Below are 21,965 nucleotides of genomic sequence, written 5' to 3'. Positions count from 1 at the left end.
CGGGCCGCAGGCACCGCCCCCTTTCAGGGGATCGCGCGCAGCGCGGCGGGGGTCAGTCTCTTGTCAGCGCGGCCAGGGAGGCCCACTGAGACGGTGAGGCCGACTGCGGGGGATCGCCCGACTCCGGGAATCCCAGGCTGTCGAGCATGGCGAAGTCGCTGCTGCCGGGCTCGCGGCGCGCGTCATCGGGCGACAGCGTCTCGTGGATGCGGTGCGCCAGGTACCAGCTGGCGCGCAGCTTGGCCTCGCGCGTGTGCGAGCCCAGGCGCGGCGTGAGGTGCAGGTTGGGAATGCCGTACAGCGGCGAGCCGGGCGCGGCGAACTGGGCGTTCGCGCCGTCGAGCAGGCAGGCGTCGATGCGGCCGTCGCACAGCGCCAGCGCCAGCGCCTCAGGCTCGAACAGCGCGCTGCGGCTCACGCCAACCCAGAGCTGGCCCGCCTTGCAGTGGTTGAGCAGGCGCTCGTTGATCCAACCCTTGAAGCGCGAGGCGTAAACCATCTGCAGCGAGATGGCGTCGGAGCGCTCGAGCAGTTCCTGCAGGGGCACGGGTTCCACGTGCAGCTTGCCCCACAGCTCGGCGGCGTGGTGCACGGCCGGGTCGTAGCCCAGCACGCGCACGCCCAGGCTGCGCAGCATGGGCGCCAGGGTGTGCGCCACGGGTGCCAGGCCCAGCAGGCCGACGGTGCTGCCCGCGAGTTCGCGGCCCATGCGCACCTGACCCAGCTTGCGGCCCAGCAGGGCGCTCACCATGCCCCGGCGGTAGAGCATGAGCAGGCCGTAGAGCAGGTACTCGGCGTTGGAGCGCACCGTGGCGCTGCGCGCCTGCAGCACGCGCACGTGGCGCTGCGCGCAGGCATTGAGGTCGGTGTTGTCGCTGGAGATCTGCATGCGCGCGACCATCATGAGGTTCGGCGCATGGTCGAGGAATTCCTGGGAGACCACCACGTGGGGTGGCAGCACCACGGCGCGGGCGTCGGCCAGCGCGCGGCGCAGCTCGGCCGGGTCGTCGGCCAGCTCGGGCAGGTAGACCACGTCATGGCGTTCCTGCAGCCACGCCAGGGCTTCGGGCACCAGCGGATCAACGAGCAGGACGTCCATGGGGGTGGGCATCAGCGGCGCTTGAGCACCGAGACGAAATCGCCGCCCACCGTTTCCTGGTGGACGAGCAGGTTGCCGGTCTGCTTGGCGAAGGCCTGGAAATCGCGCACCGAGCCGGCGTCGGTGGCCACCACCTTCAGGGTCTGGCCGCTGTGCATCTCGGCCAGGGCTTTCTTGGCCTTCAGGATGGGCAGCGGGCAGTTCAGGCCCCGGGCGTCGAGTTCTCGGTCAGCGGCGATCATGAAGGCAGGGCTCCGTCAGAGTAACGGCGCATTTTAGGCCGCGTCGGCCTTTGGTGTGTCGTCCAGGAATTGGGGCTGGTGGCCCTGTGACAAAAGCCACTGGGCCAGCGCCAGCCCCGTGCCGGCACGCCAACAGCGCACCGCGGCCGGCGCCAGCAGCCGGTACTCCGACAGCTCGGGCGACAGGCGCACCGTGCCCCGGCAGCGGGCGTGGTAGCTGATGATGACCTGGTTCATGCGCTGGAAGTCGTGCACCGCCACCAGGCTCAGGGCCTCGGTCTCCAGCGAGGTTTCCTCCGCGATCTCGCGGCGGATGCCGTCCTCGGGCGTTTCTCCGGCCTCCATGAAACCGGTGATCAGACCGAAAAAGCGGCCCGGCCAGGCGGCGTTGCGCGCCAGCAGGATCTGCCCGTCGAGCTCGACGATGGCCGCGAGCACCGGCGTGGGGTTATTCCAGTGGGTGTAGTCGCAGGCCGGGCAGCGCAGGCGCCGCTTGTCGCCCCCGTCCTCGGCCTGCACGATCTCGCGCAGCGCGGTGGCGCACTGCGGGCAGTAGCGAAAGGCGCTGTCGCCGCTCACGGCGTCAGGCGGGGAAGACGCCGGTGGACAAATACCGGTCGCCGCGGTCGCACACCACGAAGACGATGGTGGCGTTCTCGACCTGGCGCGAGACCTGCAGGGCCGTCCAGAGCGCCCCGGCGGCGGAGATGCCGCCGAAGATGCCTTCCTCGCGCGCCATGCGCCGGGCCATGTCTTCCGCATCGGCCTGCGACACGTAGATCATCTCGTCGACCGCCCGCGGGTCGTAGATCTTCGGCAGGTATTCCTCGGGCCACTTTCGGATGCCGGGGATGCGCGAGCCTTCGCTGGGTTGCGCGCCGACGATGCGCACGGCCGGGTTCTTTTCCTTCATGAAGCGCGACACGCCGGTGATGGTGCCGGTGGTGCCCATGGCGCTCACGAAATGGGTGATGCGCCCGCCGGTCTGCTCCCACAGCTCGGGACCGGTGGTCTCGTAGTGGATGCGCGGGTTGTCGGGGTTGGCGAACTGGTCGAGCACCAGGCCCTTGCCCTCGGCCTGCATCTTGTCGGCCAGGTCGCGCGCCGATTCCATGCCGCCGCTCTTGGGCGTGAGGATCAGTTCGGCGCCAAAGGCCTTCATGGTCTGGGCGCGTTCGATGGAGAGGTCCTCCGGCATGATCAGCACCATGCGGTAGCCCCTGATGGCCGCGGCCATGGCCAAGGCGATGCCGGTGTTGCCCGAGGTGGCCTCGATCAGCGTGTCGCCGGGTTTGATTTCGCCGCGCTCCTCGGCCCGGCGGATCATGGACAGGGCGGGCCGGTCCTTCACGGAACCGGCGGGGTTGTTGCCTTCCAGCTTGGCGAGGATGACGTTGCCGCGCGGGCCGTTCTCGGCAGCGCCGATGCGCTGCAGCGCCACCAGCGGCGTGCGGCCGATGGCGTCTTCGATGGTGGGGTATTGCATGGCGCCACTGTGCCATAATCCGCGCCCTTGCTCGGGCCGAAGTGGCGGAATCGGTAGACGCAGCGGATTCAAAATCCGCCGCCGCAAGGTGTGCCGGTTCGAGTCCGGCCTTCGGCACCACCCTGGCAAGACCCTTCACATCAGCCCGCCTCGCGCGGGCTTTTTGTTGGCCGACCGCCGATGTCAGGCGCGCAGGCCCTCGGCCACCGTGGGGTAGCGCAGCCGCAAGCCCAGCTCCCTCTTCATGCGCTCATTGCGCAAACGGCGCGACTCGCTCATGAAGCTCAACAGCACCAGCGGCAACTGGTCCTGCGCCGTGTCGCGCGCCACACGCGGCGGGCGCGGCAGGCCGTACAGATCCGCCGCAAGGTCGAAGTAGTCGCCCATCCTGAGCTCGCTGTCGTCCACCACGTTCACCACGCGCTGCGCGCGGCCGCGCCACAGGGCCAGCGCACAGGCGCGCGCCAGGTCGTCGGCGTGGATGTGGCTGGTGTACACGTCGTCCTCGGCGCGCAGCACGGGCGTGCCGCGCTGCAGGCGCTCGCGCGGCGTGCCGCCTTCGCGGTCGTTCGCGTAGATGCCCGGGATGCGCAGCACGCTGCTGCGCACGCCCAGCGCCCGGCCCAGCCAGCGCACGCGGTCTTCGGCGTCCACGCGGCGCGCGGCGCGCGGTGTGCGCGGTTGCGCGGGCTGCGATTCGCTCGTCCAGGCGCCTTCGCGGTCCCCATAGACGCCGGTGGTGGAGCCATACGCCAGTGCCAGCGGCGGCGTGCGTTGCGCGAGCGCCTGCACCAGCGCGCGCGTGCGAGGGTCGATGCGCCAGTCGGCCATGTCCTGCGAGGGCGGCGGCGCCAGGTGCAGCACGCGCGTGGCCACGCCGGCCAGGCGGCGCAGGCTGCGCGGGTCGTCGAGATTGCCTTGCAAAGGCACCAGGCCCGCCGCGCGCAGGACGGGCGCCCGCTCGGGGCTGGAGGTGAGCGCCAGCAGACGCGCCCGTCGCCCCGCGCCCAGCGCGCCGGCCGTTCGCAGGCCCACGTCGCCACAGCCCACGATCAGCACCCGTTCACGCCGGAAGCGTGCGGGCAAGGCGCCAAGAAAACTCATGCCAAACGGGTTTTTGCGACAATGCGCGGTTGCTTGGAACGGGGCGCGCCAGTGGAGCGGGCCCCTCGACAGAAAGACGGCGAGTATGACATTCACGATCTCGGTGCAGCCCAGCGGGCGCACCTTCACCGCCAACCCCGAAGAGGCCATCCTCGCCGCGGGCATCCGCCAGGGCATCGGCCTGCCCTATGGCTGCAAGGACGGGGCCTGCGGCTCCTGCAAGTGCAAGCTGGTGTCGGGTACGGTGGTGCACGGCCCGCACCAGGCCAAGGCCCTGTCCGCCGACGAGGAAGCCGCGGGCTACGTGCTCACCTGCTGCGGCGTGGCGCACAGCGACGTGGTCATCGAATCGCGCCAGGTCACCGAGCTGGGCGCCTTCCCCATCAAGAAGATGCCGGCCCGCGTCAACAGCCTCACGCGCGCCTCGCACGACGTGATGGTGCTGCGCCTGCAACTGCCCGCGAGCGACACCTTCCAGTACCGCGCGGGCCAGTACGTGGAGTTCATCCTGCGCGACGGCGACCGCCGCAGCTACTCCATGGCCAACGCGCCGCACACGCAGGCCGAGGCCCCGGGCCTGGAGCTGCACCTGCGCCACATGCCCGGCGGCAAGTTCACCGACCAGGTCTTCTCCACCATGAAGGAGAAGGACATCCTGCGCATCGAAGGCCCCTTCGGCAGCTTCTTCCTGCGCGAGGACAGCGACAAGCCCATGGTCCTGCTCGCCTCCGGCACGGGCTTCGCGCCCATCAAGGCCATCGTCGAGCACATGCGCTTCAAGGGCATCACCCGCCCGGCCACGCTGTACTGGGGGGGCCGCCGCCCGGCCGACCTGTACCAGAGCGAGTGGATCGAAGCGCAACTGGCCGCCATGCCGAACCTGAAGTACGTGCCCGTGGTGTCCGACGCCCAGCCCGAGGACGCCTGGACCGGCCGCACCGGCTTCGTGCACCGCGCGGTGCTGGAAGACCACGCCGACCTCAGCGGCTTCGAGGTCTACGCCTGTGGCGCGCCCATCGTGGTCGAATCGGCCAAGCGCGACTACGTCGCACAGGCCGGCCTGCCCGAAGAGTTCTTCTTCGCCGACTCGTTCACCAGCGCCGCCGATAAAGTCTGAGCACCGCAACAAGCACCGGAGACACACCATGATTTCCCGCCGCCACGCCATCGCCCTCACCGCCTCCGCCCTCGCCCTGCCCGCCTGGGCCCAGACGCGCACCACGCGCATCGTGGTGCCCTTCGCGGCCGGCGGCCCGATCGACGTGACGGCGCGCATCCTGGCCGATGCGGTGAAGGACTCGCTGGGCACGGTGATCGTGGAAAACCGCCCCGGCGCGGGCGGCAACATCGGCGTGAGCCAGGTCGCCAAGGCCGCGCCCGACGGCCTCACCCTGGGCATCGCCACCACCGCGTCGCACGGCATCAACCCGTGGCTGTTCAAACAACTGCCCTACGACCCCGCGAAGGACTTCGCGCCGGTCACGCAGATGCTGCGCGTACCCAACGTGCTGGTGATGAACGCCGACGCCGCCAGGCGCCTGAACATCAACAGCCTGCCGGACCTGATCCGCTACGGCAAGACCAACCCGGGCAAGCTCAACTACGGCTCGGGTGGCAGCGGCAGCGCAGGCCACCTGGCGGGCGAGCTGTTCAAGAACCAGGCCGGCGTGTTCGCGGTGCACATCCCCTACAACGGCGGCAACCCGGCCCAACTGGGCCTGCTGTCTGGCCAGGTGGATTTCAACTTCGACAACCTGGCCACCGCGGCGGCCAACATCCGTTCGGGCAAGCTCAAGGCCCTGGCCGTCACCACCGCGCAGCGCAGCAGCGTGATGCCGGATGTGCCCACGGTGGCCGAGACCCTGCCGGGCTTCGAGATCGACACCTGGTGGGGCCTGGTGGCGCCGGCCGGCACGCCCGCCGACGTGGTGGCCAAGCTCAACGCGGCCTTCACCGCCGCCCTGCAGTCGCCGGACGTGAAGGGCAAGTTCGCCACGCTGATGGCCGAGCCCGCGCCGAGCACGCCGCAGGCCTTCGGCGACTTCATGAACCGCGAACGCGCCAAGTACGAGCGCATGGTCAAGCTCAGCGGCGCGACGGTGGGCTGACCCTGGCACCACCCGCACAAAGGGCGCCCTCGGGCGCCCTTTCCTTTTGTGCCCGGACTGCCGATCAGCCCTGCAGAAGCAGCTTGAGGTCGTCCGCGAGAGATTGCGCCCCGCTGCCATAGCGGTGGTACAGGCGGATGCGACCCTGCGGGTCGTACACGTAGCTGCCGGCCGAGTGGTCCATGGTGTAGCTGGTGGGCGTCTTGCCTTCGACCTTCTTGTAGTAGACCTTGAAGCTCTTGGCCACGGCCTCCAGTTCCCCCGGCGCGGCGTACAGCGCGAGGAAGCTCGGGTCGAAGTTCGTCACGTACTGCTTCATCACCTCGGGCGTGTCGCGCTCCGGGTCGACGCTGAGGAACAGCCCCTGGAAACGCTCGCCATCGGGGCCGAGCAGGCGCTTGGCCTCAGCCATCTCGGTCATGGAGGTCGGGCACACATCGGGGCATTGCGTGAAGCCGAAGAAGATCACCACGGCCTTGCCCTTGAAGTCGTCCAGCGTGCGCTTCTGGCCGTTGTGGTCGGTGAGGGAGAAGCCGGTGGCGTAGTCGGCACCGGTGATGTCGATGGCCTTGAAGGCCTGTGGCGAATCCGAGCACGCGCTCAGCGCAACGGCGCCGGCGGCGGCCACGAGCAGGCGGCGGCGCGAGAAGGTGGTCACCATGGCAGGTAGTGGTCGATGAGCAGCGCCGCGAACAGCAGCGACAGGTGGATGAGCGAGAAGCGGAAGGTCTTTCGAGCCAGGCCGTCGGAATAGTTCCGCCACAGCGCGAAAGCGTAGCCGCAGAAGCCGATGCCCAGCAGCAGCGCGCTCACCAGGTAGAACCAGCCGCTCATGCGCAACATGAAGGGCAGCAGCGTGGCCGCCAGCAGCACGAAGGTGTAGAGCAGGATCTGCAGGCGGGTGAACTCGGAGCCGTGCGTGACCGGCAGCATGGGCAGGCCGGACTTGCGGTAGTCCTCCACGCGGTAGAGCGCCAGCGCCCAGAAGTGCGGTGGCGTCCACAGGAAGATGATGAGGAAGAGCACCAGCGCCTCGGGCGCGACCGTGCCTGTCATCGCGGCCCAGCCCAGCACCGGCGGCATGGCGCCCGAGGCGCCGCCGATCACGATGTTCTGCGGCGTCAGCGGCTTGAGGATGACGGTGTAGATGACCGCGTAGCCCACGAAGGTGGCGAAGGTGAGCCACATGGTAAGCGGGTTCACCCAGAACCACAGAATGGCCGAGCCGAGCGCGCACAGCGCGGCCGAGAAGCTGAGCGTCTGCCAGTTGGTGAGTTCGCCCTTGGCCGTGGGGCGCCAGGCGGTGCGCCTCATCTTCGCGTCGATGTTCTGTTCGACCACGCAGTTGAAGGCCGCGGCCGCGCCGGCCACGAGCCAGATGCCGACACACGCCACGGCCGCGAGCCGCACCTGCGGCCAGCTCGGCAGGCCGGGCACGGCCAGCACCATGCCGATGAGCGCGCAGAACACGATGAGCTGGATGACGCGCGGCTTGGTCAGCGCGTGGAACTGGCGCCAGGTGGACGGCAGGGACAGGGTGCGGGCGTCCGTGCTCATCGCGCGGCCTCCGTGAAGCGCCACCGGGCGGCCGGCGCGTGGCGCCCGCGCGTGGCCGCGACGGCGCCGGTGAAAGCGATGATCAGCGCGGCGGCGCCGCCGGTGTGGCTGACGGCGGCGAGCAGCGGCCAGTCGAGCACCACGTTGCTCAACCCCGACAGGAACTGCCAGGCGCACAGCGCGACCAGCACGCGAGCGAAGCGCTCCAGCCCCGGCACGCGCCACAGCGCCCAGGCCAGCGCCAGCAGCACGGCGAACACGGCGTAGGCCGTGAGCCGGTGCACGTAGTGGATGGCCGTGAGCGCGGGGAAGGTGATGGCCTCTCCCGCGTGGTTGGCACCGAGTTCGCGCCAGAGCGTGAAGCCCTCGCTCAGGTTCATGGCGGGCCACCAGCTGCCTTGGCAGGTGGGGAAGTCACGGCAGGCCAGCACCGCGTAGTTGGTGCTGACCCAGCCCCCCAGTGCAATCTGCAACCACACCAGCCCAAAGGCCAGCAGCAGCGCCCCACGCTGCGCGGCGCCGATCGGCACCGGCCCGGCGCCACCGGGCTCGCCCAGGCGATAGGCCACCGACTGCGCCCGCAGCAGCGCCAGCAGCACGAGGCCGCCCAACAGGTGCAAGGTGACGATGGCGGGGAAGAGCTTCATGGTCACGGTGAGCGCCCCGAAAGCGCCCTGCAGGCAGACCCACACCAGCGTGACCACGGGCCACACCCAGTGCACGTGGAGGCGGCGGCGCTCGATCCAGCTGCCCACGGCCAGCACGATGATGAGCACACCCACGCCGGTGGCGAGGTAGCGGTGGATCATCTCGATCCATGCCTTGGAGAAGGTGACCGGGCCGGTGGGCATGGCCGACTGCGCGGCCGAGATGTCGGCGTGCGCGCCGAGCGGGCTGGCGGCACCGTAGCAGCCGGGCCAGTCGGGGCAACCCAGGCCGGAGTCGGTGAGGCGCGTGAAAGCGCCGAAGAGCACCAGGTCGAAGGTGAGGAACAGCGTGACCAGCGTGAGCACGCGCAGGCGCTGCGCGGGGCTGGCCTGGCGGTGCCTCAGCCAGATCCACGCGAGCGGGCCAATGGCGATCACGATGCCCAGCAGCATCATGCGCGTGATGGGCGCGAGATCGACCAGGGATTGGGTGGCGTCCATCTCAGTGTTCCCGGCCCGCCTTGTCCCAGGACGACGAAGCCCGCAGCAGGCGGTCGAGGTCGCGCTTGGCGCGCGCGGCGTCGATGTCGGCGGGGAAACGCATCATCCAGTGGCCCTGCGGATCGACCACGTAGAGGTGGTCCTCGAGGCGGCGGCCCTCGGCTGGCCGCAGCCATTGGGCCAACGCCACGGCGTCGACGTGCAGCACCGTGGCCGCCGCAGTGGCCTCACGCAGCGGCTGGCGCAGCTCGGTGGCGCCGGTGCGCAGCCAGACCCAGTCGAGGCGGTCCTTCTCACGGCCCAGGGTTTCGCGCAACTGACGCTGCAGATAGAGGTGCTTCTCGCAGGCGGCGTCGCAGGCGCTGTCGGCCACGCTCACCAGCAGCCACTGGCCCTGCAGCGAGGCCAGCGGCACCCTCCGCCCTTGCGTGTCGGTGGCGTCGATCGCGGGCAGCGTGGGCTGCGAGGTGACGAGTTCGCCGTAGTTGCGCCGGCCTTCCGGCCGGATCACGTAATAGGTGAAGTACGAGGCAACGACGGGCGCCGCGCACACGAGCAGGATGGCGAACATCTTCCAGCGGCCGCTGCGCGTGGCCGAGGCGCGCTCGGCGTCGCCGCGATCGGGCGTGGGCAGGCTGTGCACCGTCAGCGTCAGGGGTTCATCGGGCGTCTGGGCCATGGAGGCGGGCGCGTTGGCGGCGGGGTTGAATGATCTGGAACCAGAGGTAGAGGCCGGCGACCAGGGCGCACAGCGCGAACCACTGGAAGGCGTAGCCATGGTGCTTCTGCACGTCGGTGGCCGGCAGCGGCCAATGGCGGCGCAAGGGGCCCTCGTCGTCGCCCGTTTGCTGGACCGATGGATCCAGCAGCGCCAGACCGGTCTCCAGCCGGTAGGCAGCGGGGTCGATATTTTGCCGGATGGGCCCGGTGCCGGTCTCGCCGAACTGGTAAAGGCGCCCGGGGGGCGGGGCCAAGCGCCCGTTCACGGTCACCTCGCCCGGGGGCGTGGCCACCTCCGGCACGCGCAGGCGGTCGTTGAAATCGCGCGGTACCCAGCCGCGCTGCACGAGCACCGCGCGGTCACTGCCGCTCAGGCGCAGGGGCGTGACCAGGAAGAACCCCACACGGCCGTCCATCTGGCGGTTGTCGAGGAACACGTTGTGCTGCGCGAGCCATTGCCCTCGCAGGCGCACCGGCCGGTACGCGCCCGAGGCCGGATCGGCTTGCGCGAGCAGCTCGCGGTTGTCCCAGGCGGGCAGATCGGCGCGTGAACGGATCGAGGCCTCCAGCGCGGTCTTCTGCGCCGCGCGGTCCAACTGCCACAGACCGAGCGAGGCCGTGGCCGCCACGGTCAGGGCGGCCGCCACGCTGACGACGACGAAGCGCGCGCGGCTCACGCGCCACCTCCGATGCGGCTCCGTCCGACAGCGCCTCTCAGCGGGGCTCGGATAATGCGGTCCATGAAGTACTTCGTGATCGTGGCTTTCGTGGCCATCATCGGCAGCCTGGCCGCGGCGCTGGTGTTCATGATGCGCGGCGGCGTGCACGACGACAAGGACGGTGAGGCACCGCGCAGGCGCCACATGGCGCGCGCGCTGGCCTTTCGCGTGGGCTTTTCCGTCCTGCTGTTCGTGCTGGTGCTGGTGGCGTATTTCATGGGCTGGATCCAGCCGACCGGCCTGCCCCTGCAGCGCTGAACCCGCCGCGCGGGCACTGAAAGAAAAAAGCGCCTCGCGGCGCTTTTTTCATGGGGCGATCGTCCCTGACGGGGCATCACATCCAGTAGACGAGGACGTACAGGCCCAGCCACACCACGTCCACGAAGTGCCAGTACCAGGCCGCGCCCTCGAAGCCGAAGTGGCGCTCGGCGGTGAAGTGGCCCTTGTGCAGGCGCAGCGTGATGAAGAACAGCATCAGCATGCCCACCAGCACGTGGAAGCCGTGAAAGCCCGTGAGCATGAAGAACGTGGAGCCGAAGATGCCCGAGCTGAGCTTGAGGTTCAGGTCGGCGTAGGCATGCGCGTATTCGTAGCCCTGCACGAACAGGAACACGAGGCCGAGCAGCACCGTGACCCACATGAAGCCGATGGTCTTGGCGCGCTGGCCGGCCTGCAGGGCGTGGTGGGCGATGGTGAGCGTGACGCCCGAGGTGAGCAGCAGCGCCGTGTTGATGGTGGGCAGCCAGAACGGGCCCATGGTCTGGAAGGGCTCGACGATGCCGGCCGGCGACGCGGTGGCACCAGCCTGCACGCTGGGCCACACGGCAGAGAAGTTGGGCCAGATGAGCGAGTTCTCGAAGCTGCCCAGATTGGGCAGCGCGTGCGCGCGCGCCCACCACAGGGCGGTGAAGAAGGCGCCGAAGAACATCACCTCGGAGAAGATGAACCAGCTCATGCTCCAGCGGAACGAGAGGTCGATCTTGCGGCCGTACATGCCGGTCTCGCTCTCGTGCACGGCATCGCGGAACCACTGGAACAGCACGAACAGCCAGAAGACCATGCCAAAGGCCACGGAGTACGCGCCCCACTGCGCACCGTTGACCCACTGGCCGGCGCCGAGGATCACGAAGAAAAGGCCGATGGCGGCCATGACCGGATGGCGCGAGGGTCCGGGGACGAAGTAGTACGGCGTGGAGCCATGGGATGCTGCGGACATGCTGCTCACTCCTGTTGTGCTGTCGCTGTCGATTTCAATGGATTCGTTGTTCTGGCCGCCGCCCTCATCCGGCGATCCAGTTCACCAGCGCGATGAGCGCGCCGACGAAGATGAAGGCCATCACGATCCCCACCGCCACCAGATGCAGCGGATTGAGGCGCTTGATGTCCTTTTCGTATTCGGCCCGCTGGCGCACGCCGAGAAAGCCCCAGAGCACGGCCTTGATCGTGCTCAGCAGCGAACCGGAACGCGAGGGTGTGGTCATGCTGTTCACGCGCCACCTTGTGCCGCGGCAGGGGCCAGGGCGGCCGACTCGGGCGCCGGCGGCGTCTTGCCGCCCACTTCGAAGAAGGTGTACGACAAAGTGATGGTGGTGACGTCCTTGGGCAGGCGCGGGTCGATCACGAAAGCCACCGGCCACTCCTTCTTCTCACCGGCCGCGAGCGTGTACTGCGTGAAGCAGAAGCACTCGAGCTTGTTGAAGTGCGCGGCCGACTGCTTGGGCGCGTAGCTGGGAATGGCCTGCGCGGCCATGCTGCGGTTCTGGATGTTCTGGAACTCGTACATCACCGTGGTGAGCTCGCCCGGATGGACCTGGAGCGAACGCACCGCGGGCTTGAAGTTCCAGGGGCCGCGCACGTTGGTGTCGAACTCGACCGTGATGGTGCGGCTGAGGTCCACCTGCGTGTTGGCGGGCAGCTTGGCCGCGCCGGGGATGCGCGTTTCCGACACCGCCAGCACGTTGATGCCCAGCGCGTCGCAGATGTGGCGGTAGATGGGCACCAGCGCGTAACCGAACGCGAACATGCCCAGCGCGATCACGCAGAGCTTGCCCACGATCTTGAGGTTTTCCTGGCGCAGACCCATCGACAGCTCCGGGCTTCAGCCGTTCAGCAGCACGAACTTGGCGACAAAGCCGAGGAAGAACACCGCCGCCACCGAGGCCAGGATCAGGCCCAGGCGGACGTTGCTCTTTTTCTGTTCAGGCGTCATGGCGAGGCGTGCGCGGGATTCAGCCGATCACCTTGGTGGCGGTGGCGTCGAGCCTGGGCGGGTTCTCGAAGGTGTGGAACGGCGCAGGCGACGGCACTTCCCACTCCAGGCCTTCGGCGGCTTCCCAGGGCTTCTGCGGGGCTTTCTCGCCCTGGCCGCGCATGGCGGGCACGACAACGGCCAGGAAGAAGTACACCTGCGCCAGACCGAAACCGAAGGCGCCGATGGACGCGATCATGTTGAAGTCGGCGAACTGCATCGGGTAGTCGGCGTAGCGACGGGGCATGCCGGCCAGACCCAGGAAGTGCATCGGGAAGAAGGTGACGTTGAACGAGATCATCGACCACCAGAAGTGGATCTTGCCGCGGGTCTCGCTGTACATCACACCCGTCCACTTGGGCAGCCAGTAGTAGATGCCAGCGAACATGGCGAACAGCGAACCGGCCACCAGCACGTAGTGGAAGTGCGCCACCACGTAGTAGGTGTCCTGCATCTGGATGTCGATCGGCGCGACCGACAGGATCAGGCCGGTGAAGCCGCCCATGGTGAACACGAAGATGAAACCCACGGCCCACAGCATCGGGGTCTCGAAGGTCATCTCGCCCTTCCACATGGTCGCGATCCAGTTGAAGATCTTCACGCCCGTGGGCACGGCGATCAACATGGTGGAGTACATGAAGAAGAGCTGGCCCGTCACCGGCATGCCGGTGGTGAACATGTGGTGCGCCCACACGACGAAGGACAGGATGGCGATGGAGCCCGTGGCGTACACCATGGAGGCGTAGCCGAAGAGCTTCTTGCGCGCGAAGGCGGGCACGACCTGGCTCACGATGCCGAAGGCCGGCAGGATCATGATGTAGACCTCGGGGTGGCCGAAGAACCAGAAGATGTGCTGGTACATCACCGGGTCGCCGCCGCCGGCGGGGTTGAAGAAGCTGGTGCCGAAGTGGCGGTCGGTCAGCGTCATGGTGATCGCGCCGGCCAGCACGGGCATCACGGCGATCAGCAGGTAGGCGGTGATGAGCCAGGTCCAGCAGAACATGGACATCTTCATGAGCGTCATGCCGGGCGCGCGCATGTTGAGGATGGTCACGATGATGTTGATCGAGCCCATGATCGAGGAGGCGCCCATGATGTGCATCGCGAAGATGCCGGCGTCCATCGAGGGGCCCATCTGCAGCGTCAGCGGCGCGTAGAGCGTCCAGCCCGCGGCGGGCGCGCCGCCGGGCATGAAGAACGAGGCCACGAGCATGATGGCCGCCGGGATCAGCAGCCAGAAGCTCAGGTTGTTCATCCGCGCGAAGGCCATGTCGGACGCGCCGATCTGCAGCGGGATCATCCAGTTCGCGAAGCCCACGAAGGCCGGCATGATGGCGCCGAACACCATGATCAGGCCGTGCATGGTGGTGAGCTGGTTGAACAGCTCGGGGTTCACCAGCTGCAGGCCGGGCTGGAACAGCTCGGCGCGGATGCCCAGGGCCAGCACGCCCCCGACCATCAGCATGGTGAACGAGAACAGCAGGTACAGGGTACCGATGTCCTTGTGGTTGGTGGCGAACACCCAGCGGCGCCAGCCCGTGGGGGCGTGGTGGTCGTGGTCGTGGCCGTGCGCGTCGTGGTGGTCAAGCACTGCACTCATGTCTGTTCCTCAGGTTCTCGATCTCGATGCGCGGGCGGATCACTGGCGCGCAGCCTGCACGTCGGCGGGCTGCACGATCTGCTCGGTCTTGTTGCTCCAGTGGTTCTTGGCGTAGGTGAGAACCGCCGCGATTTCCGTGTCGGAGAGCTGCTTCCAGGCCGGCATGGCACCGCCGGCGGCGCCGTTGAGCACCACCTGCATGGCCTTGTTCTTGTCGGCATCAAGCACGATCGGCGAGCCGTCGAGCGGCTTGATGGGGCCGGCGCCCTTGCCGTTGGCCTGGTGGCAGGCCGCGCAGTTGGCGGCGTAGACGGATTCACCGCGCTGGACCAGATCGGCCAGCGTCCAGACCTTGCTCGGGTCGTCGGCGGCGGCCGCAATGGCCTTGTACTTCTCGCCCACCCAGGCGGTGTACTCCTCGGCCGACACCACCTTCACGTGGATGGGCATGTAGGCGTGCTCCTTGCCGCACAGCTCGGCGCACTGGCCGTAGAAGTCGCCGGTTTTCTCGGCGCGGAACCAGGTGTCGCGCACGAAGCCGGGGATGGCGTCCTGCTTGACGCCGAAGGCCGGCACCATCCAGGCGTGGATCACGTCGTTGGCGGTGGTGATGATGCGGATCTTCTTGCCCACGGGCACCACGAGCGGGTTGTCCACCTTGAGCAGGTAGTCGTCGGTGGCCTCGGGCTTACCGCTGTTGGACATGACACGGTGCGAGGTGTCGAGCGTGGAGAGGAAGTCGATGCCCTCGCCTTCACCCTTGATGTACTCGTAGCCCCATTTCCACTGCATGCCCACCGCCTTGATGGTCAGGTCGGCGTTGGTGGTGTCCTTCTGGGCGACCAGCACCTTGGTGGCGGGCAAGGCCATGCCGATGACGATCAGCAGGGGGACGATGGTCCAGCCGAGTTCCACCCAGATGGGCTCGGGCAGCGCCTGCGACTTGTGGCCCACCGATTTGCGGTGCTTGACGATCGAATAGAACATCACGCCGAAGACGATCACGAAGATCACGGCGCAGATGCCCATCATGAACCAGTGCAGCCAGTGCTGCTCTTCGGCGATCTTGGTGACTGGCGGCGCAAAGTTGAGCTGGTTGACCGCTGGCCCGCCCGGCAGATCATTGACCTTTTGAGCGGCCACCGAGGTCCAGACCCCGGCGCTCAGCAGTGCCAGTCCCGCCGCGTTGCGCGCTGCACGTAGGGCTTGCAGCGTCTTCGTCGTCTTACTCACTTGTTGCGCCTCAATTAGAAATATCGACTGAGCCAGGGTGACGCACCATCCGAAGGCGACGCGCCGGCACAGGGAAAATGCCCATCGACTCAAACCGCGGGATTGTAGCCGCCGCCATAGGGCCGCCTCGCACCAAGCCGGGAGCCCCGGTCGGGTTCTGTTGACGGCGGGTGCACGCGGCTCAGCCGCGGCGCCGACGCAACTGCTCGCGCATCGCGTCCAGCGGCACCGTGGCGTCTCCACGGGCTGGCCGGGGCGCGGCCTTGAAGGCGTGACCATAGACGATCTCGATGGTCAGGCGCAGGCGGCCATCGGCCGCGCGCGGACCGTGGGCCTCGATCGCCGCCAGCATGCGCTCGCGCCAGCCCCGGCCACGAAGGGCCGCGAAACGCCCGGCCGACAGGTTGCGCCCGAAACCGCGCAGTTCATCGACCAGCCCCGCCGCACTGCCGTACGTGAGTTCGAGCCGTTCCATGTCCATCACGGGCTCGGCGAAACCGCCCTGCACAAGCATGTCGCCCCAGTCGTGCATGTCGGTGAAATCGTGTGCCGGCGCGGGCCAGCCTTCGGCGTCCCAGACGGTGCGCAACTCCCGCAGGCTGTCCGGCCCCAGGCAGGCGAACATCAGGAAACCGCCGGTGGCGATGTGCGAGTGCCAACGCGCGATCAGGCGCTGCGGCTGCGGTTCGGCGTGCAGGCCCATGTTGGCCCACAGCATCTGCACCGGGCGCTGCGGATCGGCGGCGAGCGGCTCCACCCGACGCGAGCGGCGCAGGGGATTCCACGACCGGGGCGCGGGCTCCCGGGTGGCCGCCAGGGCGCCCGTCAGGTCCCGCGACCACACCTGGCACTCGGCCTGGGGCAGGGTCGCGCGCAGCCGCGCATGCGCCTGGAGGCCGCCGAGCACGGGCTCCCAATGCAGCCAGCTGGTGGGTGGTTCGCGGAACCATTGCAAGCGCTCGGCCATGCGACCCGCCACCTCTTCATGCAGCCAGGGGCTGCTGCGGCGCGGCAGGCCCTGCCAGCGGGAGCAGGCCACGGCGTCGAGGCCGGGCACGGCGTCGCTGGCGTCGGAAGGGGAAGGGCTCAAGGGAGTGGGCCGGCGCGAACCGGCCACGGTATCGAAGAAGGGCGCTCAGTATATTGAGCCCGCATGGGGCGATTCAGTGCGTGGAGCCAGGGCCTGGCGTGGCCCAGTCAATGCCGCGTGTGTGGTCAGTGGCCGGCCCAGCCACTGTGCACCGCCTGCCGCCAGCGCTTCGCCCCGGTCCGCCCACGCTGCCCGCACTGCGCGGCGCCCCTTGATGGCGCATCACCCTGCCCTTGCCTGGCGCATCCCGTGGAGTCGGCGCTTGCCGCATGCTCGGTGGCCGTGGACTACGCCTACCCCTGGGACCACCTGATCGCCCGCTTCAAGTTCCAGGGAGAGCCGGGCTGGGCGCAGCCCTTTGCGGGCCTGATGCTCGACGCGCCGGGCGCTACCACGCTGCTCGACGGCGCCGACTGGGTCGCCCCGGTGCCGCTGACCCCCACGCGCCTGACCGAACGCGGCCATCACCCGCCCTGGGAACTGGTCAAGGCGCTTACGCGCCTCCACCCGCGCCCCGCGCTCGCGAACACCTTGGTGCGCCTGAGCGACGGCTTGGCCCAACATCGGCTGGCCCGCAGGGAGCGCCTTCGCAACCTGCAGGGCGCCTTCGCCGTGCCCATCGACGGTCTGCCACGGCTGCGGGGCGCCCGTGTCCTGCTGGTGGACGACGTGACCACCACCGGCGCCACCCTGGCCGCCGCCGCGCAGGCCCTGCGCGCCGCGGGCGCCGCCCGGGTGGTCGCCCTGGTCTTCGCGCGCACGCCCGCGCCCCACGAACGGGTCACCTGAGGCCGCCACTATCATGCGCCGCCCACCATGTTCAATGTCGTCCTCGTCCACCCCGAAATTCCGCCGAACACCGGCAACGTGATCCGCCTGTGCGCCAACACCGGCTGCACGCTGCACCTGATCGAGCCACTGGGCTTTTCCATGGACGACAAGCTGATGCGGCGCGCCGGGCTCGACTACCACGAATACGCCGACGTGCGCCGCCACCCCGACTGGGTTGCCTTTCTGCAACAAGCCCAGCCCGAGCCGGGCCGGCTGTTCGCCCTGACCACGCGCGGCCAGCTTGGCGTGCACGAGGTCTCGTGGCAAGCCGGCGACTGGCTGGTGTTCGGTTCCGAATCCAGCGGCCTGCCTCTGGCGATTCGGGAGTCGATCGACCGCGACCAGTGGCTGCGCCTGCCCATGCGGCCGGGTCAGCGCAGCCTCAACCTGTCGAACGCCGTGGCCGTCACCGTTTTCGAGGCCTGGCGCCAGAACGGCTTTCAAGGCGGGTTTGCGTGATCCATATCACACGATGAACCCTTATGACATCCCCCATTTGGGGCAACTGATCCACCATGCGCCCCATGCAGACCACGATCAGTCCCCATCCCCATCGGCTGACCGCCACCGGTTCCGGCCGGGGGGCGCATACGGAAGCGGGCGTGGTGCTCGCGTTCATCGCGCGCTGGCTCGGTGGCGCCATCCAGCCGCAGCCGCGCCCGCGGCGCACGCCCCACCTGCGTGACATCGTCACCATCCGCCAGCACCTGCTGGGCACCATCGCCGACTGCGTGACCACCGTGCCGGCCCTGCGCCTGCGCCGCCAGATCGAACAGGCGCGCAGCCCTCAGGAACTCTGGCTGCTGCGCAACGACGCCTTCCAGATCATCGCCCAGCGCCACAGCCAGCACGTGGCCGCCGAGCGCATCGACGCCCTGCGCCAGTTGTTCGAGGACTGGCTCGACCCCAAGCAGCTTGCCCGCATCCGCTGAGCCCCGCGCTCAGGGGTAGTGGCGCACCAGCGATTCGGCCAGGCACACCGGCTTCTCGACGCCTTCGCGCTCCACCGTGACCGCCCAGGTCATCTGCCGTCCGCCTTGGTCGATGGGCTCGCAGGCCTGCAGCGTCATGTGCGCGCGCAGGCGGCTGCCCACCGGCACCGGCGAGGTGAAGCGCACCCGGTTCAAGCCGTAGTTCACCCCCATGCGCGAAGCGCGCACCTGCATCGCCGATTCGAAGAACACCGGCAGGAGGGACAGCGTGAGAAACCCATGCGCGATGGGCGCGCCGAACGGCCCCGCCTTGGCCCGGTCCACGTCCACGTGAATCCATTGGTGGTCGCCGGTGGCCTCGGCGAAGCGGTTCACCTGCTCTTGCGTGATGGTGACCCAGTCGCTGGTGGCCACGGCCTGACCCACCAACGCGTCGATTTCTTCCAGGGTGTCGAATGTGCGCATCGGCGCACTCTACAAAGCCGCGCCCCGATGCGATGTCGGGCGCGCGACAAGCCGCCGACTCAGTGGTCCAGCCACTCGCAGATGCCCTTCCACTGCTGAAGGTCCTTCTCCACTCGCCAGGGCGCCACGTCGAACAGCGTGAGCCCGCGCGCGGCCAGGTGGATGTAGTTCTGCGTGTCGCGCAGGTAACCCAGCACCGGCAGGTCCAGCCCGGCCACGAACTCGGCCAGCTTGTCGGCCGCGATGGTGCGCGGATCGACCCGCATGCCCACGATGCCCACGGCGGCGCGGCGCGTCTCGGTCAGCTCGTCGAGGAAATCGCGCGTGGCGTAGATGTCGAAGATGCTGGGCTGCAGGGGCACGATGACCTTGTTGGCCAGCTTGAGCACTTCCTTGAAGCGCTTGCCGTGCAGGCCGGCGGGCGTGTCCAGCACCACGTGGGTCACATCCTTGGGCGGGCGCGCGATCTGGTCGTGCGACACCTCCCAGGTGTGGATCGGCCGGGCCGTGGGCGGCCGCAGGCGCAACCACAGGGCCGAGGACTGCTGGCGATCCGCGTCGCCCAGCATGACGCCATGGCCCTGGCTGGCGAAGTAACCGGCCACATTGGTTGACAGCGTGGTCTTGCCGACGCCCCCCTTCGGATTTGCAACCACCACGATCGGCATGTCGTCTCCTTGAGTTCGGCCGCCGGGGCCGGTACTGGCACAGGTAACGCTATGTTAGCCCGAGGCTGTCCCACACCAGCTTGCAGCCCGTGAGGAACATGCCGAGGTGAATGAGCCGGTAGAACAGCACGGGGCGGATGCGGTGCGCGATGCGAACGCCGATCCACACCCCCACCGGCGCCAGCGGCAGCAACACCAGCGACGTGGCCATGTTGCGCAGGTCGATCAGGCCGAGCCAGGCGTAGGGCACCCACTTGGCCATGTTCACGAAGAAAAAGAAGAAGGCCATGGTGCCCGTGAACAGCACCGGCGGCAGGCGCATCGGGATCACGTAGGCATTGATGGGTGGCCCGCCCGCGTGCGCCACGAAGCTGGTGAACCCGGACGTGGCGGTGAGGATGGCGCCGACCCAGCGCGGCGGCGGCGCGCTGTCGGGCTTGGGCGGGAAGAGCAGGCGCTGGGCGAGGAACACCAGCGTGAAGCCGCCCACGATGCCCGCGACCAGGTGCGCGTCGAGCGAGCGGAACAGCAGCGTGCCGATGACCACCCCCACCAGGCCCCACGGCAGCAGGAACTTCAGCAGTTGCCGGTCCACGTTCTTGCGAAAGGCCGCCATGCCCAGCAGGTCCATCACCAGGAGCACGGGCATCAGGATGGCCGCTGCCTGTGGCACCGTCACCGCCAGCGCCATCAGCGGCACCGCCAGTGAGCCGAAGCCGGCACCGAAGCCGCTCTTGCTGATGCCCAGCAGCAGCACGGCCGGCACGGCGACGAAGTAGAAGTACGGGTCGGTGATGATGGGCAGCGAAGACACGCAAGACAATCCGGCGATGCAAAACGTGACATTGTGGGGGGAAACCCTCAGGCTCCTGGTGGAGCTGGCCGCCACCGTGGCCTTCGCGCTCTCGGGCATCCTGGCCGGCGCGCGCCAGCGGCTCGACGCCGTGGGCGTGGTGGTGGTGGCCTTTCTGGCGGCCTTCGGCGGCGGCACGCTGCGCGACCTGCTGCTCGACGAGCGCCCCTTCTTCTGGGTGCGCCACGTGGAGCTGCTGTGGGGCGTGCTGGCCCTCAGCGTGCTGGCCATGCTGTTCCTGCGCACGCGCCATTTCCAGGTGACCGAACGCGCCATGCAATGGCCCGACGCCCTGGGCCTGGGCCTGTTTGCCGCCACCGGCGCCCACCAGGCGCTGCTGCTGGAGATGCCGGCGCTGGTGGCCGTGCTCATGGGCATCGTCACCGGCGTGGCCGGCGGGGTGCTGCGCGACGTGGTCTGCAACCAGATCCCCAGCGCCTTCAGCGACCACCGGCCCTACGCGGTGTGCGCCTTCGTGGGCGGCTGGGTCTACGTGGGCCTGTGGGCCCTGGCGGCGCCGGGCTGGCTGGCGCTGATGGCCTGCGTGGGCGTCACGGCCGGGCTGCGTGGCCTGGCGCTGTGGCGCGATTGGCAACTCCCGCCGTGGCGGCTTTGATCCGGCAGGACAATCGCCCCATGTTCAACCCCTCCCAAGCCGACGTGCGCCGCTTCTTCTGCGGCGCTTTCGCCAAACGGCGCGACGCGGCCCCCCTCGACGCGCTGGAGACACTGGCCGCTCAGTGGATCGCCGAGCACCCCGAGTACCACGCCGAACTGGGCGACGCCGAGGCCGCCGTGGCGCGCCTGAGCCAGCCCGATGCCGCGCGCGAGAACCCCTTCCTTCACCTGTCCATGCACCTGTCGATCAGCGAGCAGTGCAGCATCGACCAGCCGCCTGGCATCCGCCAGGCCGTGGAACTGCTCACCGCGCGCCGGGGCGACCTGCACACCGCGCACCACGAGGTGATGGAGTGCCTGGGCGCCATGCTGTGGGAAAGCCAACGCGCCGGGCGCCCGCCCGATGGCCAGGCCTACATCGACGCCGTGCGGCGCCGGGCAACACAAGATTGAAAAACAAAAAGCCGCTCAGTGAGCGGCCTTTTGTTGGTTGGGCTTCCTGAGTCGTTCAGCGGAAGCGCGACTGCGGCACGGTCTGGAGTTCGCCATTGACGGTGCTCAGGTACTTGGCAATGGCGCGCATCTCGGCCGGGGTGTACTGCTTGGCGATGCCGGCCATGATGCCGTTGCTGCGGCCGATCACGTGGTTGCCCTCGACGGTGTAGGACTTGAGCGCCACGAACAGGTAGTCGGCGTGCTGGCCGCCGATCTTGGGGTAGCTCGGGTCGATGGGCTTGCTGAAGTTGGCGCCGTGGCAGGACACGCAGGCGCCCTTGGTCAGCAGCGCGGCGACGTCGGCGCTTGCGGTGGCCGCCGTCTCCGGCGCGGCCGGACCGGCCTGGCCCGCGTAGAAGGCGGCGAGATCGGCCATGTCCTGCTCGGTGAGCGAGCCGGCGATGCCGCGCATGGACGGGTGTTTGCGGTCGCCCTTCTGGTAGGCCTTGAGGGCCGACACGATGTAGGGCGCCGACTGGCCCGAGATCATGGGCACCTTGTGGATCTCGGGGAAGCTGTTCTGGTAGCCCTTGATGCCATGGCAGCCGATGCACATCTCGGCCTTCTTGTGGCCGGCTTCCACGTCACCGGTGACGCCCTGCGCCTGGGCCGATGTGGCAGCAACGAACAGCGTCGCAGCGGCGACAAGGGTACGGGCGAGCGGGTTCAGCAGTGGGGTCATTTTGCTAGCACAATGAAGAACGGCCGGGAAAGATCAACCGCGAATTATAGGAGCGGTCTTCGCGCCC

General features: G+C 68.6%; 29 protein-coding genes and 1 tRNA gene. 9 read left to right on the top strand and 21 right to left on the bottom strand.

All coding sequences use genetic code 11. The annotated features are described in order from the left end of the window. Positions 1–52: 52 nt before the first annotated feature. Genes VLG41_RS08970 through cysM form a run of 4 tightly spaced genes read right to left on the bottom strand, consistent with a single transcriptional unit; the run spans position 53 to position 2,827 of the window. A complete protein-coding gene (locus VLG41_RS08970) occupies positions 53–1,099 on the bottom strand; it encodes an NAD(P)-dependent oxidoreductase (protein ID WP_325349042.1) in 1,047 nt (348 codons plus the stop codon). An 11-nt stretch (positions 1,100–1,110) separates the two neighbouring features. Next, positions 1,111–1,338, bottom strand: coding sequence for a sulfurtransferase TusA family protein (locus VLG41_RS08965; RefSeq protein WP_325349062.1), 228 nt, complete (start codon positions 1,336–1,338; stop codon positions 1,111–1,113). A gap of 36 nt (positions 1,339–1,374) precedes the next feature. After that, the gene (locus VLG41_RS08960) at positions 1,375–1,920 is read right to left on the bottom strand and encodes an NUDIX hydrolase (RefSeq protein WP_325349041.1); all 546 of its coding nucleotides are present in this window, start codon (positions 1,918–1,920) and stop codon (positions 1,375–1,377) included. A gap of 4 nt (positions 1,921–1,924) precedes the next feature. After that, entirely contained in the window at positions 1,925–2,827 is a 903-nt protein-coding gene (gene cysM / locus VLG41_RS08955; RefSeq protein WP_325349040.1) for a cysteine synthase CysM, read from the bottom strand. 35 nt (positions 2,828–2,862) lie between these two features. Between cysM and VLG41_RS08950 the strand changes: the two genes are divergently transcribed. Next, positions 2,863–2,947 (top strand) — tRNA-Leu (locus VLG41_RS08950). A gap of 63 nt (positions 2,948–3,010) precedes the next feature. Here the strand turns inward: VLG41_RS08950 and VLG41_RS08945 are convergent. Next, positions 3,011–3,931 (bottom strand): SDR family oxidoreductase, encoded by a 921-nt coding sequence (locus VLG41_RS08945; protein WP_325349039.1) that lies wholly within the window; start codon positions 3,929–3,931, stop codon positions 3,011–3,013. Positions 3,932–4,016: 85 nt separating this feature from the next. Here VLG41_RS08945 and VLG41_RS08940 point away from each other — a divergent pair, with 85 nt between their 5' ends. Both VLG41_RS08940 and VLG41_RS08935 read left to right on the top strand, forming a co-directional pair. Further along, complete coding sequence (locus VLG41_RS08940; protein WP_325349038.1) at positions 4,017–5,048, top strand: CDP-6-deoxy-delta-3,4-glucoseen reductase; 1,032 nt, start codon at positions 4,017–4,019, stop codon at positions 5,046–5,048. Between the two features lie 28 nt (positions 5,049–5,076). Beyond that, on the top strand, positions 5,077–6,039 hold the full coding sequence (locus tag VLG41_RS08935; RefSeq protein WP_325349037.1) for a tripartite tricarboxylate transporter substrate binding protein: 963 nt from the start codon (positions 5,077–5,079) through the stop codon (positions 6,037–6,039). Between the two features lie 64 nt (positions 6,040–6,103). Here the strand turns inward: VLG41_RS08935 and VLG41_RS08930 are convergent, their stop codons facing one another. From VLG41_RS08930 to VLG41_RS08910, 5 genes are read right to left on the bottom strand one after another with little or no spacing between them, the layout of a single operon-like run. After that, entirely contained in the window at positions 6,104–6,700 is a 597-nt protein-coding gene (locus VLG41_RS08930) for an SCO family protein (protein ID WP_325349036.1), read from the bottom strand. Further along, positions 6,694–7,596 (bottom strand): heme o synthase, encoded by a 903-nt coding sequence (gene cyoE, locus VLG41_RS08925; RefSeq protein WP_325349035.1) that lies wholly within the window; start codon positions 7,594–7,596, stop codon positions 6,694–6,696. Before cyoE ends, VLG41_RS08930 begins: the two co-directional genes overlap by 7 nt. After that, positions 7,593–8,744, bottom strand: coding sequence for a COX15/CtaA family protein (locus VLG41_RS08920; protein WP_325349034.1), 1,152 nt, complete (start codon positions 8,742–8,744; stop codon positions 7,593–7,595). Before VLG41_RS08920 ends, cyoE begins: the two co-directional genes overlap by 4 nt. A 1-nt stretch (position 8,745) precedes the next feature. Beyond that, the gene (locus VLG41_RS08915; RefSeq protein ID WP_325349033.1) at positions 8,746–9,423 is read right to left on the bottom strand and encodes a hypothetical protein; all 678 of its coding nucleotides are present in this window, start codon (positions 9,421–9,423) and stop codon (positions 8,746–8,748) included. Then, complete coding sequence (locus VLG41_RS08910) at positions 9,404–10,141, bottom strand: SURF1 family protein (RefSeq protein ID WP_325349032.1); 738 nt, start codon at positions 10,139–10,141, stop codon at positions 9,404–9,406. Before VLG41_RS08910 ends, VLG41_RS08915 begins: the two co-directional genes overlap by 20 nt. Positions 10,142–10,204: 63 nt before the next feature. On the opposite strand from VLG41_RS08910, the gene VLG41_RS08905 reads away from it, so the two are divergent. Beyond that, complete coding sequence (locus VLG41_RS08905) at positions 10,205–10,441, top strand: twin transmembrane helix small protein (protein ID WP_325349031.1); 237 nt, start codon at positions 10,205–10,207, stop codon at positions 10,439–10,441. A 76-nt stretch (positions 10,442–10,517) separates the two neighbouring features. Here the strand turns inward: VLG41_RS08905 and VLG41_RS08900 are convergent, their stop codons facing one another. The 7 genes from VLG41_RS08900 to VLG41_RS08870 all read right to left on the bottom strand — a co-directional run bounded on the left by VLG41_RS08900 (position 10,518) and on the right by VLG41_RS08870 (position 16,354). Next, positions 10,518–11,399 carry a cytochrome c oxidase subunit 3 gene (locus VLG41_RS08900; RefSeq protein ID WP_325349030.1) on the bottom strand — a complete coding sequence of 294 codons (882 nt, stop codon included), beginning with the start codon at positions 11,397–11,399 and terminating at the stop codon, positions 10,518–10,520. A 64-nt stretch (positions 11,400–11,463) separates the two neighbouring features. Next, positions 11,464–11,664 carry a DUF2970 domain-containing protein gene (locus VLG41_RS08895; RefSeq protein WP_325349061.1) on the bottom strand — a complete coding sequence of 67 codons (201 nt, stop codon included), beginning with the start codon at positions 11,662–11,664 and terminating at the stop codon, positions 11,464–11,466. 5 nt (positions 11,665–11,669) lie between these two features. Further along, the gene (locus VLG41_RS08890; protein WP_325349029.1) at positions 11,670–12,266 is read right to left on the bottom strand and encodes a cytochrome c oxidase assembly protein; all 597 of its coding nucleotides are present in this window, start codon (positions 12,264–12,266) and stop codon (positions 11,670–11,672) included. 15 nt (positions 12,267–12,281) lie between these two features. Then, a complete protein-coding gene (locus VLG41_RS08885) occupies positions 12,282–12,392 on the bottom strand; it encodes a cytochrome oxidase small assembly protein (RefSeq protein WP_325349028.1) in 111 nt (36 codons plus the stop codon). 19 nt (positions 12,393–12,411) lie between these two features. Continuing rightward, the gene (gene ctaD / locus VLG41_RS08880) at positions 12,412–14,031 is read right to left on the bottom strand and encodes a cytochrome c oxidase subunit I (RefSeq protein WP_325349027.1); all 1,620 of its coding nucleotides are present in this window, start codon (positions 14,029–14,031) and stop codon (positions 12,412–12,414) included. Positions 14,032–14,070: 39 nt separating this feature from the next. Continuing rightward, on the bottom strand, positions 14,071–15,207 hold the full coding sequence (gene coxB, locus VLG41_RS08875) for a cytochrome c oxidase subunit II (protein WP_325349060.1): 1,137 nt from the start codon (positions 15,205–15,207) through the stop codon (positions 14,071–14,073). 238 nt (positions 15,208–15,445) lie between these two features. After that, complete coding sequence (locus VLG41_RS08870) at positions 15,446–16,354, bottom strand: biotin synthase (protein ID WP_325349026.1); 909 nt, start codon at positions 16,352–16,354, stop codon at positions 15,446–15,448. Positions 16,355–16,603: 249 nt separating this feature from the next. Here VLG41_RS08870 and VLG41_RS08865 point away from each other — a divergent pair, with 249 nt between their 5' ends. From VLG41_RS08865 to VLG41_RS08855, 3 genes are all read left to right on the top strand, one after another. Further along, positions 16,604–17,143 carry a ComF family protein gene (locus VLG41_RS08865; protein ID WP_325349025.1) on the top strand — a complete coding sequence of 180 codons (540 nt, stop codon included), beginning with the start codon at positions 16,604–16,606 and terminating at the stop codon, positions 17,141–17,143. 27 nt (positions 17,144–17,170) lie between these two features. Next, complete coding sequence (trmL, locus tag VLG41_RS08860) at positions 17,171–17,644, top strand: tRNA (uridine(34)/cytosine(34)/5-carboxymethylaminomethyluridine(34)-2'-O)-methyltransferase TrmL (RefSeq protein WP_325349024.1); 474 nt, start codon at positions 17,171–17,173, stop codon at positions 17,642–17,644. A 65-nt stretch (positions 17,645–17,709) separates the two neighbouring features. Beyond that, a complete protein-coding gene (locus VLG41_RS08855; protein WP_325349023.1) occupies positions 17,710–18,117 on the top strand; it encodes a hypothetical protein in 408 nt (135 codons plus the stop codon). 9 nt (positions 18,118–18,126) lie between these two features. Here the strand turns inward: VLG41_RS08855 and VLG41_RS08850 are convergent, their stop codons facing one another. Genes VLG41_RS08850 through VLG41_RS08840 form a run of 3 tightly spaced genes read right to left on the bottom strand, consistent with a single transcriptional unit; the run spans position 18,127 to position 20,064 of the window. Then, the gene (locus VLG41_RS08850; RefSeq protein WP_325349022.1) at positions 18,127–18,582 is read right to left on the bottom strand and encodes a MaoC family dehydratase; all 456 of its coding nucleotides are present in this window, start codon (positions 18,580–18,582) and stop codon (positions 18,127–18,129) included. Positions 18,583–18,641: 59 nt separating this feature from the next. Next, positions 18,642–19,250: a ParA family protein gene (locus tag VLG41_RS08845; protein ID WP_325349021.1), complete on the bottom strand. Its 609-nt coding sequence runs from the start codon at positions 19,248–19,250 to the stop codon at positions 18,642–18,644. Positions 19,251–19,299: 49 nt separating this feature from the next. After that, positions 19,300–20,064, bottom strand: a complete 765-nt coding sequence (locus tag VLG41_RS08840; protein WP_325349020.1) for a sulfite exporter TauE/SafE family protein — start codon at positions 20,062–20,064, stop codon at positions 19,300–19,302. 16 nt (positions 20,065–20,080) lie between these two features. Between VLG41_RS08840 and VLG41_RS08835 the strand changes: the two genes are divergently transcribed. Together VLG41_RS08835 and VLG41_RS08830 are read left to right on the top strand one after the other, a co-directional pair. Further along, positions 20,081–20,719 (top strand): trimeric intracellular cation channel family protein, encoded by a 639-nt coding sequence (locus VLG41_RS08835; RefSeq protein ID WP_325349019.1) that lies wholly within the window; start codon positions 20,081–20,083, stop codon positions 20,717–20,719. Positions 20,720–20,739: 20 nt separating this feature from the next. After that, positions 20,740–21,174, top strand: a complete 435-nt coding sequence (locus tag VLG41_RS08830; protein ID WP_288254898.1) for a DUF1841 family protein — start codon at positions 20,740–20,742, stop codon at positions 21,172–21,174. A 55-nt stretch (positions 21,175–21,229) separates the two neighbouring features. Here the strand turns inward: VLG41_RS08830 and VLG41_RS08825 are convergent, their stop codons facing one another. Then, entirely contained in the window at positions 21,230–21,898 is a 669-nt protein-coding gene (locus VLG41_RS08825; RefSeq protein WP_325349018.1) for a c-type cytochrome, read from the bottom strand. Positions 21,899–21,965 lie beyond the last annotated feature (67 nt).

Source organism: Hydrogenophaga sp. (assembly GCF_035481345.1).
In the GTDB taxonomy this organism is placed as follows: Bacteria; Pseudomonadota; Gammaproteobacteria; order Burkholderiales; family Burkholderiaceae_C; genus Hydrogenophaga.
This window is presented reverse-complemented; position numbering and strand designations above follow the sequence as displayed.

Coding starts and splice junctions, on each gene's coding strand:
- VLG41_RS08835 (WP_325349019.1), top strand. CDS start 20,081: ATGCAAAACGTGACATTGTGGGGGGAAACCCTCAGGCTCCTGGTGGAG.
- VLG41_RS08830 (WP_288254898.1), top strand. CDS start 20,740: ATGTTCAACCCCTCCCAAGCCGACGTGCGCCGCTTCTTCTGCGGCGCT.
- VLG41_RS08915 (WP_325349033.1), bottom strand. CDS start 9,423: ATGGCCCAGACGCCCGATGAACCCCTGACGCTGACGGTGCACAGCCTG.
- VLG41_RS08905 (WP_325349031.1), top strand. CDS start 10,205: ATGAAGTACTTCGTGATCGTGGCTTTCGTGGCCATCATCGGCAGCCTG.
- VLG41_RS08930 (WP_325349036.1), bottom strand. CDS start 6,700: ATGGTGACCACCTTCTCGCGCCGCCGCCTGCTCGTGGCCGCCGCCGGC.
- VLG41_RS08825 (WP_325349018.1), bottom strand. CDS start 21,898: ATGACCCCACTGCTGAACCCGCTCGCCCGTACCCTTGTCGCCGCTGCG.
- VLG41_RS08940 (WP_325349038.1), top strand. CDS start 4,017: ATGACATTCACGATCTCGGTGCAGCCCAGCGGGCGCACCTTCACCGCC.
- VLG41_RS08945 (WP_325349039.1), bottom strand. CDS start 3,931: ATGAGTTTTCTTGGCGCCTTGCCCGCACGCTTCCGGCGTGAACGGGTG.
- cyoE (WP_325349035.1), bottom strand. CDS start 7,596: ATGAGCACGGACGCCCGCACCCTGTCCCTGCCGTCCACCTGGCGCCAG.
- VLG41_RS08935 (WP_325349037.1), top strand. CDS start 5,077: ATGATTTCCCGCCGCCACGCCATCGCCCTCACCGCCTCCGCCCTCGCC.
- VLG41_RS08895 (WP_325349061.1), bottom strand. CDS start 11,664: ATGACCACACCCTCGCGTTCCGGTTCGCTGCTGAGCACGATCAAGGCC.
- VLG41_RS08855 (WP_325349023.1), top strand. CDS start 17,710: ATGCAGACCACGATCAGTCCCCATCCCCATCGGCTGACCGCCACCGGT.
- VLG41_RS08885 (WP_325349028.1), bottom strand. CDS start 12,392: ATGACGCCTGAACAGAAAAAGAGCAACGTCCGCCTGGGCCTGATCCTG.
- cysM (WP_325349040.1), bottom strand. CDS start 2,827: ATGCAATACCCCACCATCGAAGACGCCATCGGCCGCACGCCGCTGGTG.
- trmL (WP_325349024.1), top strand. CDS start 17,171: ATGTTCAATGTCGTCCTCGTCCACCCCGAAATTCCGCCGAACACCGGC.
- VLG41_RS08890 (WP_325349029.1), bottom strand. CDS start 12,266: ATGGGTCTGCGCCAGGAAAACCTCAAGATCGTGGGCAAGCTCTGCGTG.
- VLG41_RS08845 (WP_325349021.1), bottom strand. CDS start 19,250: ATGCCGATCGTGGTGGTTGCAAATCCGAAGGGGGGCGTCGGCAAGACC.
- VLG41_RS08850 (WP_325349022.1), bottom strand. CDS start 18,582: ATGCGCACATTCGACACCCTGGAAGAAATCGACGCGTTGGTGGGTCAG.
- VLG41_RS08920 (WP_325349034.1), bottom strand. CDS start 8,744: ATGGACGCCACCCAATCCCTGGTCGATCTCGCGCCCATCACGCGCATG.
- VLG41_RS08900 (WP_325349030.1), bottom strand. CDS start 11,399: ATGTCCGCAGCATCCCATGGCTCCACGCCGTACTACTTCGTCCCCGGA.
- ctaD (WP_325349027.1), bottom strand. CDS start 14,031: ATGAGTGCAGTGCTTGACCACCACGACGCGCACGGCCACGACCACGAC.
- VLG41_RS08970 (WP_325349042.1), bottom strand. CDS start 1,099: ATGGACGTCCTGCTCGTTGATCCGCTGGTGCCCGAAGCCCTGGCGTGG.